Annotated in this window: 17 protein-coding genes and 1 tRNA gene; 7 read left to right on the top strand and 11 right to left on the bottom strand. The window is 64.2% G+C overall.

Annotated features, from left to right (window positions below):
• Positions 1-3 precede the first annotated feature (3 nt).
• The 3 genes from argJ to ACSFA8_RS11435 are packed head-to-tail and all read left to right on the top strand — an operon-like array spanning position 4 to position 2,509.
• Positions 4-1,233, top strand: a complete 1,230-nt coding sequence (gene argJ / locus ACSFA8_RS11445; RefSeq protein WP_435479621.1) for a bifunctional glutamate N-acetyltransferase/amino-acid acetyltransferase ArgJ — start codon at positions 4-6, stop codon at positions 1,231-1,233.
• On the top strand, positions 1,230-2,105 hold the full coding sequence (locus ACSFA8_RS11440) for an ATP-binding protein (protein ID WP_435479620.1): 876 nt from the start codon (positions 1,230-1,232) through the stop codon (positions 2,103-2,105). The genes argJ and ACSFA8_RS11440 overlap by 4 nt, the downstream gene beginning before the upstream one ends.
• Positions 2,102-2,509: an NUDIX domain-containing protein gene (locus tag ACSFA8_RS11435; protein WP_435479619.1), complete on the top strand. Its 408-nt coding sequence runs from the start codon at positions 2,102-2,104 to the stop codon at positions 2,507-2,509. The genes ACSFA8_RS11440 and ACSFA8_RS11435 overlap by 4 nt, the downstream gene beginning before the upstream one ends.
• Before the next feature lie 11 nt (positions 2,510-2,520).
• Here ACSFA8_RS11435 and ACSFA8_RS11430 read toward each other — a convergent pair whose 3' ends face one another.
• The 10 genes from ACSFA8_RS11430 to ACSFA8_RS11385 all read right to left on the bottom strand — a co-directional run bounded on the left by ACSFA8_RS11430 (position 2,521) and on the right by ACSFA8_RS11385 (position 11,866).
• Entirely contained in the window at positions 2,521-2,730 is a 210-nt protein-coding gene (locus ACSFA8_RS11430; RefSeq protein WP_435479618.1) for a DNA gyrase inhibitor YacG, read from the bottom strand.
• On the bottom strand, positions 2,727-3,482 hold the full coding sequence (zapD, locus tag ACSFA8_RS11425) for a cell division protein ZapD (protein ID WP_435479617.1): 756 nt from the start codon (positions 3,480-3,482) through the stop codon (positions 2,727-2,729). The genes ACSFA8_RS11430 and zapD overlap by 4 nt, the downstream gene beginning before the upstream one ends.
• Before the next feature lie 85 nt (positions 3,483-3,567).
• On the bottom strand, positions 3,568-4,581 hold the full coding sequence (locus ACSFA8_RS11420; RefSeq protein WP_435479616.1) for an alginate O-acetyltransferase AlgX-related protein: 1,014 nt from the start codon (positions 4,579-4,581) through the stop codon (positions 3,568-3,570).
• 1 nt (position 4,582) lies between these two features.
• Positions 4,583-6,073: an MBOAT family O-acyltransferase gene (locus tag ACSFA8_RS11415; RefSeq protein ID WP_435479615.1), complete on the bottom strand. Its 1,491-nt coding sequence runs from the start codon at positions 6,071-6,073 to the stop codon at positions 4,583-4,585.
• A gap of 86 nt (positions 6,074-6,159) precedes the next feature.
• Positions 6,160-6,762: a dephospho-CoA kinase gene (coaE, locus tag ACSFA8_RS11410; RefSeq protein ID WP_435479614.1), complete on the bottom strand. Its 603-nt coding sequence runs from the start codon at positions 6,760-6,762 to the stop codon at positions 6,160-6,162.
• A gap of 12 nt (positions 6,763-6,774) precedes the next feature.
• The gene (locus ACSFA8_RS11405) at positions 6,775-7,734 is read right to left on the bottom strand and encodes a prepilin peptidase (RefSeq protein ID WP_435479613.1); all 960 of its coding nucleotides are present in this window, start codon (positions 7,732-7,734) and stop codon (positions 6,775-6,777) included.
• Positions 7,734-8,954, bottom strand: a complete 1,221-nt coding sequence (locus ACSFA8_RS11400) for a type II secretion system F family protein (RefSeq protein ID WP_435479612.1) — start codon at positions 8,952-8,954, stop codon at positions 7,734-7,736. The genes ACSFA8_RS11405 and ACSFA8_RS11400 overlap by 1 nt, the downstream gene beginning before the upstream one ends.
• Before the next feature lie 21 nt (positions 8,955-8,975).
• Positions 8,976-10,706 carry a type IV-A pilus assembly ATPase PilB gene (pilB, locus tag ACSFA8_RS11395; protein WP_435479611.1) on the bottom strand — a complete coding sequence of 577 codons (1,731 nt, stop codon included), beginning with the start codon at positions 10,704-10,706 and terminating at the stop codon, positions 8,976-8,978.
• A 117-nt stretch (positions 10,707-10,823) separates the two neighbouring features.
• A tRNA-Pro gene (locus ACSFA8_RS11390) sits at positions 10,824-10,900 on the bottom strand.
• 36 nt (positions 10,901-10,936) lie between these two features.
• Positions 10,937-11,866, bottom strand: a complete 930-nt coding sequence (locus tag ACSFA8_RS11385) for a polyprenyl synthetase family protein (RefSeq protein ID WP_435479766.1) — start codon at positions 11,864-11,866, stop codon at positions 10,937-10,939.
• 249 nt (positions 11,867-12,115) lie between these two features.
• Here ACSFA8_RS11385 and rplU point away from each other — a divergent pair, with 249 nt between their 5' ends.
• The 4 genes from rplU to proB all read left to right on the top strand — a co-directional run bounded on the left by rplU (position 12,116) and on the right by proB (position 14,985).
• The gene (gene rplU, locus ACSFA8_RS11380) at positions 12,116-12,427 is read left to right on the top strand and encodes a 50S ribosomal protein L21 (protein WP_435479610.1); all 312 of its coding nucleotides are present in this window, start codon (positions 12,116-12,118) and stop codon (positions 12,425-12,427) included.
• A 12-nt stretch (positions 12,428-12,439) separates the two neighbouring features.
• Entirely contained in the window at positions 12,440-12,709 is a 270-nt protein-coding gene (gene rpmA, locus ACSFA8_RS11375; protein ID WP_435479609.1) for a 50S ribosomal protein L27, read from the top strand.
• A 66-nt stretch (positions 12,710-12,775) separates the two neighbouring features.
• Complete coding sequence (gene cgtA / locus ACSFA8_RS11370; RefSeq protein ID WP_435479608.1) at positions 12,776-13,846, top strand: Obg family GTPase CgtA; 1,071 nt, start codon at positions 12,776-12,778, stop codon at positions 13,844-13,846.
• Positions 13,843-14,985 (top strand): glutamate 5-kinase, encoded by a 1,143-nt coding sequence (proB, locus tag ACSFA8_RS11365; protein ID WP_435479607.1) that lies wholly within the window; start codon positions 13,843-13,845, stop codon positions 14,983-14,985. The genes cgtA and proB overlap by 4 nt, the downstream gene beginning before the upstream one ends.
• Positions 14,986-14,988: 3 nt before the next feature.
• On the opposite strand, the gene ACSFA8_RS11360 is transcribed toward proB, so the two are convergent.
• On the bottom strand, positions 14,989-15,483 hold the full coding sequence (locus tag ACSFA8_RS11360; protein ID WP_435479606.1) for a CNP1-like family protein: 495 nt from the start codon (positions 15,481-15,483) through the stop codon (positions 14,989-14,991).
• Positions 15,484-15,492: the final 9 nt, after the last annotated feature.

The raw sequence follows: 15,492 nt of genomic DNA, 5'->3' as shown, positions 1-15,492 counted from the left end.
TCCATGCCCGTCAATCTCACTGCCCCTGATCCTGCCGCGCTGTTCGCGGTGCCCGGCGTGCGCATCGGCGTGGCCGAAGCCGGCGTGCGCAAAGCCAATCGCAAGGACTTGACGGTCGTGCTGATCGATGAAGGCGCAGCGGTCGGCGGCGTGTTCACGCAGAACCGTTTCTGTGCGGCGCCGGTGCAGGTCTGCCGCGAGCATCTGGCAAAGAACTACGGCATTCGCGCGATGCTGATCAACACCGGGAACGCGAACGCCGGTACCGGCCAGGACGGGCTGGCGCGTACGCACCAGACCTGCGTGGCACTGGCGCGTGAGCTGGAAATTGCACCCGAACAGATCCTGCCGTTTTCGACCGGCGTGATCATGGAGCCGCTGCCAGTCGATCGCATCGAAGCGGGTTTGCCCGCTGCGCTGGCCGATGCAGCGCCCGACCACTGGGCGCGCGCGGCCGAAGGCATCATGACCACCGACACGGTGCCCAAGGCTTTCAGCCAGCGCGTGCAGGTTGGCGGCGCGACGGTCACCGTCACCGGCATCAGCAAGGGGGCCGGCATGATCCGGCCCAACATGGCGACCATGCTCGGCTTCATGGCGACCGATGCGAAAATCGACGCGGCCCTGATCCATCCCCTTGCCAAGGCGTTGGCCGATGCCTCGTTCAACCGCGTGACGATCGATGGTGACACCTCGACCAACGATTCGTTCGTCGTCATCGCCACGCAGAAAGCTGCGCACGCCCCTATCACCTCGCTCGATTCGGCCGACGGTCGCGCACTGCTCGAAGCGATGCGCAATGTCGCGCGCCTGCTTGCGCAGGCCATCGTGCGCGACGGCGAAGGCGCCACCAAGTTCATCACGATCCGCGTCGAAGGCGGGCGCAACGCGGCCGAGTGCCGCCAGGTCGCCTATGCGGTCGCGCATTCGCCGCTGGTCAAGACCGCATTCTTCGCGAGCGACCCGAACCTCGGACGCATCCTGGCCGCGGTCGGCTATGCGGGCATCGACGATCTCGACCAGACCGGCATCGACCTGTATCTCGACGACGTGCATGTGGCCGTGAAGGGTGGGCGCAATCCCTCGTACCGCGAGGAAGACGGGCAGCGCGTGATGAAGCAGAGCGAGATCTCGGTGCGCATCGGCCTCGGCCGCGGCGAGGCGAGCGACACCGTGTGGACGTGCGACTTGAGCCACGACTACGTGTCGATCAATGCCGACTACAGGTCATGAATGAAAAGTTTGAGAGGTTGATCGAGCGGGCCGAGCAACTTATCACCCGCATCGAATCGGTGCTGCCACAGCCGCTTTCGGCGCCGGCCGACTGGGACGCGTCGATCGCCTGGCGCTACCGCCGGCGCAGCACCGGCCATGGCGTGCTGGAGCCGGTGCGGCATGTGGCGGCGATGGCGCTCGACGACCTGAAGGAAATCGACCTCCAGAAGGAAAAGATTGCTCGCAACACGCGCCAGTTCGTCGAGGGCAAGCCGGCCAACAACGTGCTGCTCACGGGCGCGCGCGGCACCGGCAAGTCGTCGCTGATCCGGGCCTGCCTGCAGACCTATGCGCCGCAGGGCTTGCGGCTGATCGAGGTCGACAAGGCCGAACTGACCGACCTGCCCGACATCGTGGACGTTGTATCCGGTCGCCCGGAGAAGTTCATCGTGTTCAGCGACGACCTGAGTTTCGACGAGGGTGAGCCGGGCTACAAGGCGCTCAAGTCGATCCTTGACGGGTCGATCGCGGCCTCGACTGCCAACGTGCTGATCTACGCAACCAGCAACCGCCGCCACCTGCTCCCCGAGTACATGAAGGACAACCTCACGTACAAGCACACGGATGACGGCGAGGTGCATCCGGGTGAGGTCATCGAAGAAAAGATTTCACTGTCGGAGCGCTTTGGCCTTTGGGTCAGCTTCTATCCGTTCAGCCAGAACGAATACCTCGCGATCGTGGCGCAATGGCTTTCGTCGTTCGGCGTGACCGCCGCGGCGATCGAGGCGGCGCGCGCAGACGCGCTGGTCTGGGCGCTGGAACGCGGCTCGCGCAGCGGCCGCGTGGCCTACCAGTTCGCGCGCGACTACGCCGGGCGGGCAGCGGCATGAATGCGCCGCGTCAGCACACCGAAGTCGCGGTCGGCGTGTTGCTGCGCGACGATGGCGCATTGCTGCTGTCGACCCGGCCCGAGGGCAAGGCCTATGCCGGCTATTGGGAGTTTCCGGGCGGCAAGATCGAGGCGGGTGAATCGGTGGAGCAGGCGCTGCGGCGCGAGTTGCAGGAAGAACTAGGCATCACGATCGCAGGCGCCGAAGCCTGGAAGGTCACCGAGCACGACTATCCGCACGCGCTGGTGCGGTTGCACTGGTGCAAGGTGCGCGACTGGTGCGGCGAGTTCGAGATGCGCGAAGGCCAGCAGATGTGCTGGCAGCAATTGCCGCTCGACGTGACGCCGGTGCTGCCGGGCGCGCTTCCCGTGCTGGACTGGTTGGCACAGGAACGCGGTCTGTAGAACCGGGCTTGCTACTGCAGTCTGGGATCGCCGAGCGGCTCGTCGTCTGGTGGTGCGTCGGCCGCCACGCGGAACGATTCGCTGGCCCAGGCGCCGAGGTCGATGCCCTTGCAGCGGGCGCTGCAAAACGGACGGTAGGGGTTGCGTGGCGCGTAGTAGCTGTCTTCGCCACAGGCGGGGCAGCGAACGATGCGTTCGCCGAAGTTCGCTTCGCCGCTCATGCGCAGAGGGTCAGTTCAAAGGGCGTGTCTTCGCTGCTCTGATGCAGCCGGTCATCCGCTTCCTGCCGCATCAGCCGCACCGACACCATCAGGCGGTTGCCGCTGATCTCGGGCACGAGGCCGAACGCGGGGTCGATCCGCAGGCGCAGCAACTGGAAGCTGCGGCCCTGCGGCAGCGTTTGCTGGAACTGGCCGGCGCTGGCCATCACCTTGTAGGGCACGTCGGCATCGCGCAGCAGCTTCAGCAGCAGGTAGATCGATTCGGCCAGCGGCGCGAGCGTGGCTGACCAGCGTTCGAGGTCGGCGCGCCGCGCCGAGGACTTGTGGTGCTGCCAGCTGAAATAAGCCGGCAGATCGAACTCGCAGGTGCCGCCCGGAATGCCAGCACGGCTGCGGATGCTCATCAGCCACTCATTTTCCGTAAGCGCCTGCCCGGCCTTGCCCGGCACCGTGTTGAGCGTCGCAAAGTTGCGCTCGAGTTGCGCCACCACCTGGTCGAGCACGGCTTCGGAAATTGCGGGGTTGCCGCGGTAGCTGTTGAAGACGTTCTTATGCTTGTCGAGGTCGCGCAGCACATCGGCCTTGAGGTCGGCACGCGCCGCCACATCCATGACCTCGAAGATCGTGATCAGGGCGTAGTGGTGCGACAGCGCCGAGTCGGCCGGCACCAGTTCGCCCAGGCGGCGAAAGAGATGTTCGAGCCGGAGGTAGGTCCGGATGCGTTCGTTGAAAGGGTACTCGTAGAGGATCACGCGTCGGCTTTCAGTCGATCGATCATAGCCCGAAGGTACGCATGCGCCGTGTTCAAGGCTATACCGCCCGTCACGTCACACGGCGTTACGGCGATCGGGCGGGCGGTGTGGGCAACTTTTCGCGTACCGCGGCGAGCATGCGCTGGCCCAGAATGCGTTGCCCGTGCATCGACAGATGGGTGTCGTTCGGGAAGTAGAGATCCTGCACTTTCATGCGGTTCTCGGCCGTCATCGCGTACAGGTCGGGGCCGAGGCGGGCGGCGCGGAAGGCGTCCATGAACGCCTTCGAATGGTTTGGATCCAGGTAGGTGGTGGTCTTGTCGGGAATCACCATCCAGATGAACGGGATCGTGACATGGCCGGCATTGAACCGCGTCATGCGTTCGAAGTCCTGCAGATCGAGTTCGCCGTTCTTCACGTCCTCGTCGAAGAAAAGCGCTTTGTCGCACAGCCGGTGGCTGAACTGCGCGCAGCCATCGGGCACGACGCGCACCTGGGTTTCGTCGAACACCGCATCACCCGGCGACTGCTTCGCGCGACGCGTGTGATCCCAAGTGATGAGGCCACTGATCAGCGTGGCGCCCGCGTTGAATTCAAACGCAGGCGTGTGCGAAAGCGCAGGGAGCAACGGTGTCGGCCTCGACGCAAAAGGCTTGCTCATCTGGGCGCATGCCGTGCTCTTCCTCAAGCGCTCCTTCAGCAGCCGCTCTACGCTTTCGAAGATCACCAGCTTGCCGCGGAAGCCCGCGCGCTGAAGCCATGCCTGCAGGTCGCCGCACATGGTTTCGCTGTACTGGCCCCAATAGATGGTGGTGACCTTGTAGCCAGCCTGAACCAGATCCGACTGCCACATGTAGGTCATCGAGAAGCTGTCGCCGATTACTACGATATCGGCCTGGTCGATCGGCACGGCGCGCAAGGCGGCCTCGGGAGGGAAGGGCGGGGGCTGGCGGCGCCAGCCGAACTCGTGATCCGACACGCGCCCGATGCGCGAGAGGTCCCCGTACGGCACCGGCGTGAAAAGCGTCACGAGCAGCATCGCGACAACCACGGCGAAGCCTGCCAGGAAGATCCGGAGCCAGAGTTTGGCGGGCGTCATGTCAGAACTGGAAGTAGAGGAACGGGCTGTACGAACCGAGCTGGGACACGCAGAACCCGAACAGCACAGCAGTGGCCAGCGCAATCACGGCGGTGGCCGTCCAGGCCATCCTGGGCTGGCCAGCCAGCAAAGCCGGCTGCGGCACCCAGCGCTCGAGCGAAATCGTCGGCGGCAGCGCCAGGCAGATGAAAAGGCCCACCAGCAGCGTGTGGAAGAACTCGGGCTTGCGATAGGGCACGGCAAACTCGCCGAAGGCCGAAGTCGGCGCGCCGTGAAAACCCAGCATGCCCTTGTAGATTTCGAGGGCCGCGCTGACGCTCTCGGCCCGAAAAACGACCCAGGCGATCATCACGCACAGGAAGGTCAGCGCCCAGCCAGCCACCCGCGCGAGCCGGCCTGGTGTGGCGTTGCGGCGCACCTTTGCGGTCCAGAGGTGGTTGATCATGAGGAAGGTGCCGTGCAGCGCGCCCCAGATCACGAAGGTCCATGCCGCGCCGTGCCACAGGCCGCCCAGCAGCATCGTCAGGAACAGGTTGATGTAGCGCCGCGCCTCGCCCTTGCGATTGCCACCCAGCGGCACGTAGAGGTAGTCGCGCAGGAAGGTGGACAGCGAGATGTGCCAGCGACGCCAGAACTCGATGATGTTGGTCGACTTGTAGGGCGAGTTGAAGTTGAGCGGCAGCCGCACGCCCAGGCACAGCGACAGGCCCACCGCCATGTCGGAGTAACCCGAGAAGTCGAAGTAGATCTGCAGCGTATAGGCCAGCACGCCGAACCATGCCGTGTAGAGCGAGGGCAGGGTGCCGTTGTGCACCCCGGTGAACATCAGGTCGGCGTACTGCCCCATCTTGTCGGCGATGAGGAGTTTCTTGGCGAGGCCGAAGGTGAAGATGGCAAGGCCCAGCGCCACCTTGTTGGCGTCGACGCGGTAAGTCGATGGATTGGCGAACTGCGGCATCATCTGCGCGTGATGCAGCACCGGCCCGGCGATCAGGTGCGGGAAGTAGGTGACGAACAGCGCGTAGTGCACGAAGCTGCGCTCATGCACCTTGCCTTGCCAGCAGTCGACCAGAAATGCGATCTGGGTAAAGGTGTAGAACGAGATGCCGATCGGCAGCGCGATGTGCAGCATCGACAGCGGCGTGGCTCCCGCCGCCGTCAGGCCGTCGTTGACGTTGGCGATGAAGAAGTTGGCGTACTTGAAGACGCCCAGGATCACCAGGTCGACCGTGAGCGCGAACACCAGCATGCGTTTGCGCTGCTGGTCGGTGCGCCCCGGCGCAGGCGTGAGCCGCAGGCCAGCCCAGTAGTTGAAGCAGATCGACGCGAGCAGCAGCGGCATCGCCTCGACGCTCCACCAGCCGTAGAAGAACAACGAAGCCAGCGCCAGAAATCCGGCCGCAGCGCGAGCGTTGCGCTTCCCGATCAGGAAGAACCCGATCAGCACGATCGGGAAGTAGGCGAAGATGAACGCGTAGGAATTGAAAAGCATCGAATCGGGGGCGTTGCCGGTGGGCCCGTGGGCGCGTCTCTTTGACTGTGCTTTTGGTGGCAGACGCTGCGCCGGGCAACTGTCGATTATCGCGTGCCCGCGGCAGCCCACTCCAACCACAGAGTCTTGACCTCGGCAGCGAGTTCCGCCAGCGTCAGACCGTCATTGAAAATGACCGCATCCGCGGCAGCTCGGCGTGCCGTGCGCGAGGCCTGCTGTGCGATCACCGCGTGCACCGCTTCGGCCGACCAGCCGGAACGCGCCATGACACGCTGCAGCTGGGTGGCTTCGCAGGCGTCCACCACCAGCACGCGGTCGACCCGGGCGCGCCACCGGCCCGATTCGACCAGCAACGGAACATCGAACACCACGACACGACCCTGCGCCGCCTTGGCCTCGCGCTCGCAGGCAGCGCCGATCAACGGATGCAGGATGGCCTCGAGCTGTCGTTTGGCCGTCGGGTTGCTGAACACGATGTCGCGCATGCGCGGGCGATCCAGGCCGCCATCCGCGCCGACGACCCCGAGGCCGAACAGCGCCTCAATCGGTGCCATCGCCTCGCCCTTTGGCAGGGTCAGCGACCGGGCGATGGCGTCGGTATCGACCAGCGCCGCGCCCTGTTCGACCAGCAGCGCCGCCACCGTGCTCTTGCCGCTGCCGATGCCGCCTGTCAGGCCGATGCGCTGCATGCCGCGGGCAACTCAATGCATGCCGAACGGAAACGCAAACGGCACAAGTTGCCGAACCGTCTCCGGCCCGATCACGAAACAGACGATACCGGTGCCCGCGAGGCAAGGGCCGAAGGAGAACGGGATGTCCTTGTGCGCCAGTTTGCCGATGTAGAGCAGCGTCAGCCCGAGCACCGCGCCGACCAGTGACGACACGAGCACGATGGCCAGCAGGTAGTCGGCGCCGAGCCACGCACCAAGCGCTGCCAGCAGCTTGAAATCGCCGTACCCCATACCTTCCTTGCCGGTGGCAAGGCGGTAGGCGTGGTACACCCCCCAGAGGCTCAGATAGCCGCCGACCGCACCCCAGACGGCCGAACTCAACGGCACGCCCGTCCACCCCAGCGCGGCGCCGATCAGCCCGAGCCACAGCAAGGCGTAGTTGAGCGGATCGGGCAGCAATTGGGTGTCCAGATCGATCAGGAACTGGCACACCAGCAAGGCCACGAATGCGGCCCAGAGGGCGCCCACCGGGCTGATGCCGAAGCGGTGGCCGGCCAGCGCGAACAGCGCCGCGACGGTGAGTTCGACCAGCGGGTAGCGGATGCTGATGGGCGCCTTGCAGGCCGAACACTTGCCACGCAGGAAGACGTAGCTGAGTACCGGGATATTCCGGTACCAGGCGATCGGAACCCCGCATGCGCCGCAGCGCGAACGGGGCTTGGAAAGACTCAGGGGCGGCAGGCTTTCAAGCTGCGCGGCCGCGGCGGCGGCGGCCGCCTCCAAGGCGGGTGGCGCGGCAGACTTGTTGCCGAACACCATCGTCCACAGGCTCGGGCCTTCGGTCGACGGCGTCAAACTGGAAACCGAATCAGTGAGCCAGTCGCGGTAGATCATGGCCGGCGTCCGGTAGATCACCACATTGAGAAAGCTGCCGATCAATAGCCCCAGCACGCCGGCCAGTGCGGCGGCGATTTCCGCCGACACCCACATCAGACGACCTGGCCGAGCTTGAAGATGGGCAGGTACATCGACACCACGATGCCGCCGATGATGACGCCGAGGAACACGATGATGATGGGCTCCATGAGGCTCGACAGACCCGCCACCATGTCGTCCACTTCGGACTCGTAGAAGTCCGCCGCCTTGCCGAGCATGTGGTCGATCGAGCCGGACTCTTCACCGATCGCCGTCATCTGCAACACCATCGACGGAAACAGATTGGCGTTGGTCATGGCGGACGTCAGGCTGGTGCCGGTCGAGACTTCCTGCTGGATCTTGGTCGTGGCATCGGCATAGACCGAATTGCCCGACGCGCCACCCACCGAATCGAGCGCTTCGACCAGCGGCACGCCGGCCGCAAACATGGTGGCCAGCGTGCGCGTCCAGCGCGCGATGCAGGATTTGTCGATCAGCGTGCCGAAGATCGGCAGCTTGAGCAGCAGCCGATCCATCACCCGCTGAACCTTTTCGTTGCGCTTCCATGCTTGCAGGAAGAAATAGATCCCGCCACCGATCACCCCGAAGATCAGCCACCAGTACGAGACGAAGAACTCGCTGATGGCCATCACGATGAGGGTGGGTGCCGGCAGGTCGGCACCGAACGAGCTGAACACCGACTTGAACGCCGGAATCACGAAGATCATGATGATCGCGACCACCACGAAGGCGACCACCACCACCGAGGCCGGGTACATCAAGGCCGACTTGATCTTGGACTTGATCGCCTCGGTCTTCTCCATGTAAGTGGCCAGCCGATCCAGCAGTTCTTCCAGGATACCGGCCGCTTCGCCCGCCTCGACCAGGTTGCAGTACAGGTTGTCGAAGTACTTGGGAAACTTGCGGAACGCCGCAGACAGCGATGTACCGGTTTCGACGTCGCCCCGGATGTCGTTCAACAGCTTGGCGACGCTCGGATTGGCATTGCCGCGGCCGACGATGTCGAAAGCCTGCAGCAGCGGCACACCGGCTTTCATCATGGTGGCGAGCTGGCGCGTGAAGATGGCGATGTCCTTCGGCTTGATCGACTTGCCGGCGCGCATCTTCCGTTTCTTGATCTTGGTCGGAAGCACGCCCTGACGCCGAAGGGACGCTTGCACCTGGTTTTCGCCGACCGCGCGCATCTCGCCGCGTACCTGCTTGCCGTTGCGATCCCTGCCTTCCCATTCGAAGACGGTTTCCTTGATGTTCCGAGTGGATGTTGCGGTTGCCATACGATCCTTGTGCGCCGTGTGTTACTCGTTGGTGCACGCCACCACTTCTTCAAGTGATGTCAGCCCCTGCATGACCTTTTTGAGACCCGATTGGCGCAGCGAGCGCACGCCCTCGGCTTCGGACTGGCGCGCAATGTCGAGCGCGCTGCCGTCACGCAGGATGATTTGCTGGATCTCTTCCGTGATCGGCATCACCTGGTAGATGCCGACGCGTCCTTTGTAGCCGCCATTGCAGGCCGAGCAGCCGACCGCACGGTAGGGCTTCCACGAGCCGTCGAGCTGATTTTCGCGGAACCCGGCATCGAGCAACGCTTCGCGCGGCACCTCGTGCGGCTCGCGGCATACCGTGCACAGGCGGCGTGCGAGGCGCTGGGCGGTGATCAGGATCACGCTGGACGCGATGTTGAACGGCGCGATGCCCATGTTGCGCATCCGCGTCAGCGTGGTCGGCGCGTCGTTGGTGTGCAGTGTCGACAGCACAAGGTGACCCGTTTGCGCGGCCTTGATCGAAATGTCCGCAGTCTCGAGGTCGCGGATTTCACCGACCATGATGATGTCAGGATCCTGCCGCAGGAACGCACGCAAGGCGGTGGCGAAGGTGAGGCCGGCCTTTTCGTTGACGTTGACCTGGTTGACGCCGGGCAAGTTGATTTCCGACGGGTCTTCGGCCGTGGCGATGTTCACGCCGGGCTTGTTCAGCAGGTTCAGGCAGGTGTAGAGGGAAACTGTCTTGCCCGAACCGGTCGGGCCCGTGACCAGCACCATGCCGTAGGGGCGGCCGATCGCATTGAGCAGCCGTTCCTTTTCGTCCGCGTCGTAGCCGAGCGCGTCGATGCCGAGACGGGCGCTGCTCGGATCCAGAATCCGGATCACGATCTTTTCGCCGAACAACGTCGGCAGGGTGCTGACCCGAAAATCGATCACGCGATCCGCCCCGATCTTGAGCTTCATGCGACCGTCTTGCGGAATGCGCTTCTCGGAGATGTCGAGACGCGAAATCACCTTGATGCGCGACGCCAGCTTGTCCTTGATCACCACCGGCGGACTGGCGATCTCGCGCAGTTCGCCGTCCACCCGAAAGCGAACCCGGTACTGGTGCTCGTAGGGCTCGAAGTGAATGTCGGATGCGCGCATGCTGAAGGCATCGAGCAGCATCTTGTGCAGGAAGCGAACGACCGGCGCATCTTCGACCTCGGCCACCGCCTGCTCGTTCGCATCGCTCGAACTGTCGATGGCATCATCGAACTCGAACTCGGCACCGACGATGTTGTCAATGGTCTCGGCCGCGCTGACCGCGGCCGCTTCGACCATGCGCGAGAGCTTGTCGTACTCGGCAATGACCCAGTCGACGCCCATCTGCGATGCGAACTTGATCTTTTCTGCCGCCTGCTGATCCGATGGATCCGCCGTGGCAACGATCAAGCGGTTGCTGCGCTTGCTGAGGACGACGATTCGATAGGCCTGACACAGCTTTGCATCGAGCAGGTCTTTGGGCAGGCGCTGCTGGTCGATCGCATCGAGGTCGAGCAGCGGCGCCCCGAAAGCGCTTGAAAGGGTGTGGGCCAGATCGGCGGCCGACACGGCGCCGGTGCCGGTCAGTTCCGCAATGAAGCTCGAACGGCTCGATTGCGACTTCTGGTAGATCTCTTCAGCTGTTTTCGACGCCAGCTTGCCGGCCGAGATCAGCGCACGCGCGAGTCCCGGAAGCGCGATCGGCGAATTTTCTTTGAGAAGAGGTTCGGCAGCGGCCATTCAAAGAATGTAAAAGACGTGAAAAAGTGATTCACGATCATCGCTGATCGACCTCATGCTGTAAATCGCGGCCATGCAACAGTCCGCGTAGCATTTGGCATTACAACTATGAAAGGCTGGTCGGGGTGAGAGGATTCGAACCTCCGGCCTCTACGTCCCGAACGTAGCGCTCTACCAGGCTAAGCTACACCCCGATGGTTGCAGTAAAAGAGAAACGACCTTCGAAGAACTTAGGTGCGGCGCTCAAGCAACTGAGCCGCTAATTGTAGCAAACCTTGTGAGTACGAATTGGCGGGCAGACCGTGCAAAGCATCGATTGCGCGTTGTGCTTCCGCTGCTGCGGCTGCGCGCGTGGCGTCGAGCGCACCAGTGCGCTGCACAATCGCAACGATGGCCGCGAGCTGTGATGTGTCGCCAGCCTCGATGGCGCTGCGGATCAGGGCACTGTCTGCCGGCTCGGCCCGTTGCATCGCAAGTATGAGCGGAAGCGTCGTTTTGCCTTCGCGCAGGTCGTCGCCGAGATTCTTGCCGGTTTCATTGGCGTCGCCGGCATAGTCGAGAACGTCGTCGATCACCTGGAATGCCGTTCCGAGCGCCTGGCCATAAGTGGCGCATGCCTCCTCGACGGTCGGCGGGCTGCCCGCCAGGACGGCGGCCAGGCGCGTGCTGGCTTCGAACAGCTTGGCCGTCTTGGAGCGGATCACGCGCAGATAGGCAGCTTCGTCGAGCGTGGCATCGTGCATGTTCATCAACTGCAGGACTTCACCTTCGGCGATGACGTTGGTGGCTTCGGCCAGGATCTGCATCACGCGCATGTTGTCGGCGTCCAGCATCATCTGGAACGCACGCGAGTACAGAAAGTCTCCGACCAGCACGCTCGCGGGGTTGCCGAAGGACTCGTTGGCCGTCGCGCGGCCACGGCGCAGGGTCGATTCGTCGACCACATCGTCGTGCAGCAGGGTGGCGGTATGGATGAATTCGACCACCGCGGCCAGATTGAAGCGTTGCGCGTCCGTGCAGCCGAGTGCGCCGCTCATCAAGAGCAGGAGGGCTGGGCGCAGACGCTTGCCGCCGGCCGAAATGATGTAGCGGGACACTTCGCTCACGAGCGGAACGCCGGTGTCGAGACGCGTCGCAATCACGCGGTCGACCTGCTCCATGTCGGCAGCGACCAGGCCGAGCGCGGTGGCGGTGGGGGATTGTGAGGGGGGAGCTGACAAAGCGGAAGCGTCGGATGCCGCGACAGAAAAGAGGGCCGGCCAGAGCGGCCGGGACGCCGCGATTATAGGGAGCAGCCCATGCGCTTTCGGCTTGGCAGGCTGGCCGGTGCCTGGGGCGGCGCAAAGCGGGCTATAATCTTGGGCTCTGCGGAAATCCGTCCGTAGAGCCATCTTATTCAAGAGGTCAACATGTACGCGGTCATAAAAACCGGCGGCAAGCAGTATCGCGTTGCTTCCGGCGAAAAAATTAAAGTAGAACAGATTGCTGCGGACGTAGGCCAGGAAATCGTGTTCGATCAGGTTCTTGCAGTCGGCAACGGCTCCGAGATCAAGGTTGGCACGCCCCTGGTGTCCGGCGCATCCGTCACGGTGACAGTCCTGTCACACGGCCTGCACGACAAAGTGCACATCTTCAAGATGCGCCGTCGCAAGCACTATCAGAAACGTCAAGGCCATCGCCAGCAGTTCACCGAACTGCAAATCGGCGCGATCGCTGCTTAAGGAGCGGACACCATGGCACAGAAAAAAGGCGGCGGCTCAACGCGAAACGGGCGCGATTCCAAGCCCAAGATGCTCGGCGTGAAAGCATTCGGCGGCGAACTGATCAGCGCAGGCTCGATCATCGTGCGCCAGCGCGGCACCCAGTTCCACCCCGGCGTGAACGTCGGCGTGGGCAAGGATCACACGCTGTTTGCCTTGGTCGACGGCCACGTGTCGTTTGCCATCAAGGGCGCGCTCAGCAAGCACACGGTCAACGTGACTCCGGCTGCCACCCAAGCCTGATCAGTCACTTCGATCTGCTCGAAGCCCCGCTCGTCGGGGCTTTTTCATTTGTAAACTGGACATCCCATGAAGTTCGTTGACGAAGCCTTCATCGACATCGCCGCCGGCGATGGCGGCAACGGCTGCGTGTCGTTCCGCCATGAGAAGTACAAGGAATTCGGTGGCCCCAACGGCGGCGACGGCGGCCGTGGTGGTCACGTATTCGCAGTGGCCGATCCCAATCTCAACACGCTGGTCGACTTCCGCTTCTCGCGCCGGCACGATGCCAAGCGCGGCCAGCACGGCATGGGCTCCGACATGTTCGGTGCCGCCGGCGACGACGTCACGCTCAAGATGCCGGTGGGCACGATCGTCACCGACGCCGAAACCGGCGAGGTGCTGTACGAGTTGCTGGTGCCGGGCGAGGTGATCACCATTGCCAAAGGCGGCGACGGGGGCTTCGGCAACATGCGCTTCAAGAGCGCGATCAATCGTGCGCCGCGGCAGAAGACTCCCGGCTGGCCCGGCGAAAAGAAGAGTCTTAAGCTGGAGCTCAAGGTGCTGGCCGATGTGGGCCTGCTGGGCATGCCGAACGCCGGCAAGTCCACGCTGATCAGCGCAATCTCCAATGCCCGTCCGCGCATTGCCGACTACCCGTTCACTACGCTGCACCCGAACCTCGGCGTGGTGCGCGTCGGTCCCGAGCAGAGTTTCGTGGTCGCCGATCTGCCCGGGTTGATCGAAGGCGCCTCCGAAGGCGCCGGCCTGGGCCACCTGTTCCTGCGTCATCTGCAGCGTACGCGCCTGCTGCTGCACGTCATCGATCTTGCGCCCTTCGATGACAGTGTCGATCCGGTCGCGCAGGCCAAGGCGATCGTCGGCGAACTAAAGAAGTACGACGCGGCGCTCTATCAGAAGCCGCGCTGGCTGGTGCTCAACAAGCTCGACATGGTGCCGTCCGACGAGCGCGCTGCGCGCGTCAAGGACTTCGTGAAACGGCTGCGTTTCAAGGGGCCGGTGTTCGAGATCTCGGCGCTCACACGTGAAGGCTGCGAGCCGCTGGTGCAGGCGATCTACCAGCACGTCAAGGCACAGCAGGTGGCCGAGCAGGCCCCGGTGGACATTGATCCGCGCTTTGTCGAACCGTCGGCAGAATGAGTTCGAGTCCCCGTTCCACCGCGCTGCGTGACGCGCGCCGCATCGTCGTCAAGGTCGGCTCCAGCCTGGTCACCAACGAGGGCCGTGGCTTGGATGAGGGGGCGATCGGCGAATGGTGCCGCCAACTCGCGGCACTGGTGCACGACGGTCGCGAAGTCGTAATGGTGTCGAGCGGCGCCATCGCCGAAGGCATGAAACGCCTCGGCTGGCGCACCCGCCCGCACGAACTACACGAGCTGCAGGCCGCGGCCGCCGTCGGTCAGATGGGCCTTGCGCAGATGTACGAGACCAAGCTGCGCGAAAACAACCTGGGCAGTGCGCAGGTGCTGCTGACGCACGCCGACCTGGCCGATCGGGAGCGCTACCTCAATGCGCGCTCCACGCTGGTCACCTTGCTGGCGCTCGGTGTGGTGCCCGTGATCAACGAGAACGATACGGTGGTCAACGACGAGATCAAGTTCGGCGACAACGACACGCTCGGCGCGCTGGTCGCCAACCTGGTCGAAGCCGATGCGCTGGTCATCCTGACCGACCAGAAAGGTCTCTACAGCGCCGACCCGCGCAAGGATCCCGCCGCAACCTTCGTGCACGAGGCGTTTGCCGGCGATCCGGCGCTCGAAGCGATGGCCGGCGGTGCCGGCTCGAGCCTCGGCCGTGGCGGCATGATCACCAAGATCCTCGCGGCTAAGCGTGCTGCGGGTTCCGGTGCGTCGACCGTGATCGCGTGGGGTCGCGAGCCCGACGCCCTGCTGCGTTTGTCGCGCGGCGAAGCCATCGGCACCCTGCTGGTTGCGCAGACCGCCAAGCACCAGGCGCGCAAGCGCTGGATGGCCGACCATCTGCAAATGCGCGGCGCGGTCACCGTCGACGAGGGCGCGGCGGCCAAGGTGAGGGCCGAGGGCAAGAGCCTGCTGCCGATCGGGATGACCGCCGTGGAAGGTGATTTCTCGCGCGGCGACGTGATCGCGGTGCGCGACACCGCCGGTGTTGAACTGGCCCGCGGCCTGGCCAACTATTCGAGCGGTGAAGCGCGGCTGCTGTGTCGCAAGCCTTCATCCGAGTTCGAGCGGCTGTTGGGTTACACGGCCGAGCCGGAGATGGTGCACCGGGACAACATGGTGCTGATGCCCGCGGCCTGAAGCCTACTGAACTTCGCGCACCGGCTCGCGGATGTTCTTCACGATTTCGCCCACCGTCTCGCGGGGGGCGTGGCCGCGGCAGAGTCCCTGGCCCGCCAGCTGCTGCACATAGCTGGAGTTCAGATCCCTGAACCGCTTCCACTGCGGATCGCTCACCGGCTGCCAAGCGCCGCTGTTGTAGCGGGCGTACGTCTTGACCTCGTCGGTGGAGCAGCGCACGCCCTCATAGAAAGCGTTGGTCGCGCCGCCGGGCCGGCTGGCGACGACTACATAGCGCACGATGCCGTCGCCCGTGATCGCGATCGTGCCGGGATCGACGCCGAACTTGAGCGTCATGTAAGGGGGCATCTGGATGGAAACCACCCGGCTTTCTGCGAAGGTGGGCGGCGGCGGAACCTCGGTTTCCTTCCACTCGCGGTCCTGCTCAGTGACGGTCGGCGGCGGGGGCGATCCAGCCTGGGCCCAGTCCGGGTTGCTGGCCTGCGCTGCGGCGATCATGGCAAGGGT

The organism is Variovorax nitratireducens (genome assembly GCF_051216545.1).
GTDB lineage: Bacteria > Pseudomonadota > Gammaproteobacteria > Burkholderiales > Burkholderiaceae_C > Variovorax.
Note: the sequence above shows the minus strand (reverse complement) of the source record. Positions and strands in the feature narration are given on the sequence as shown.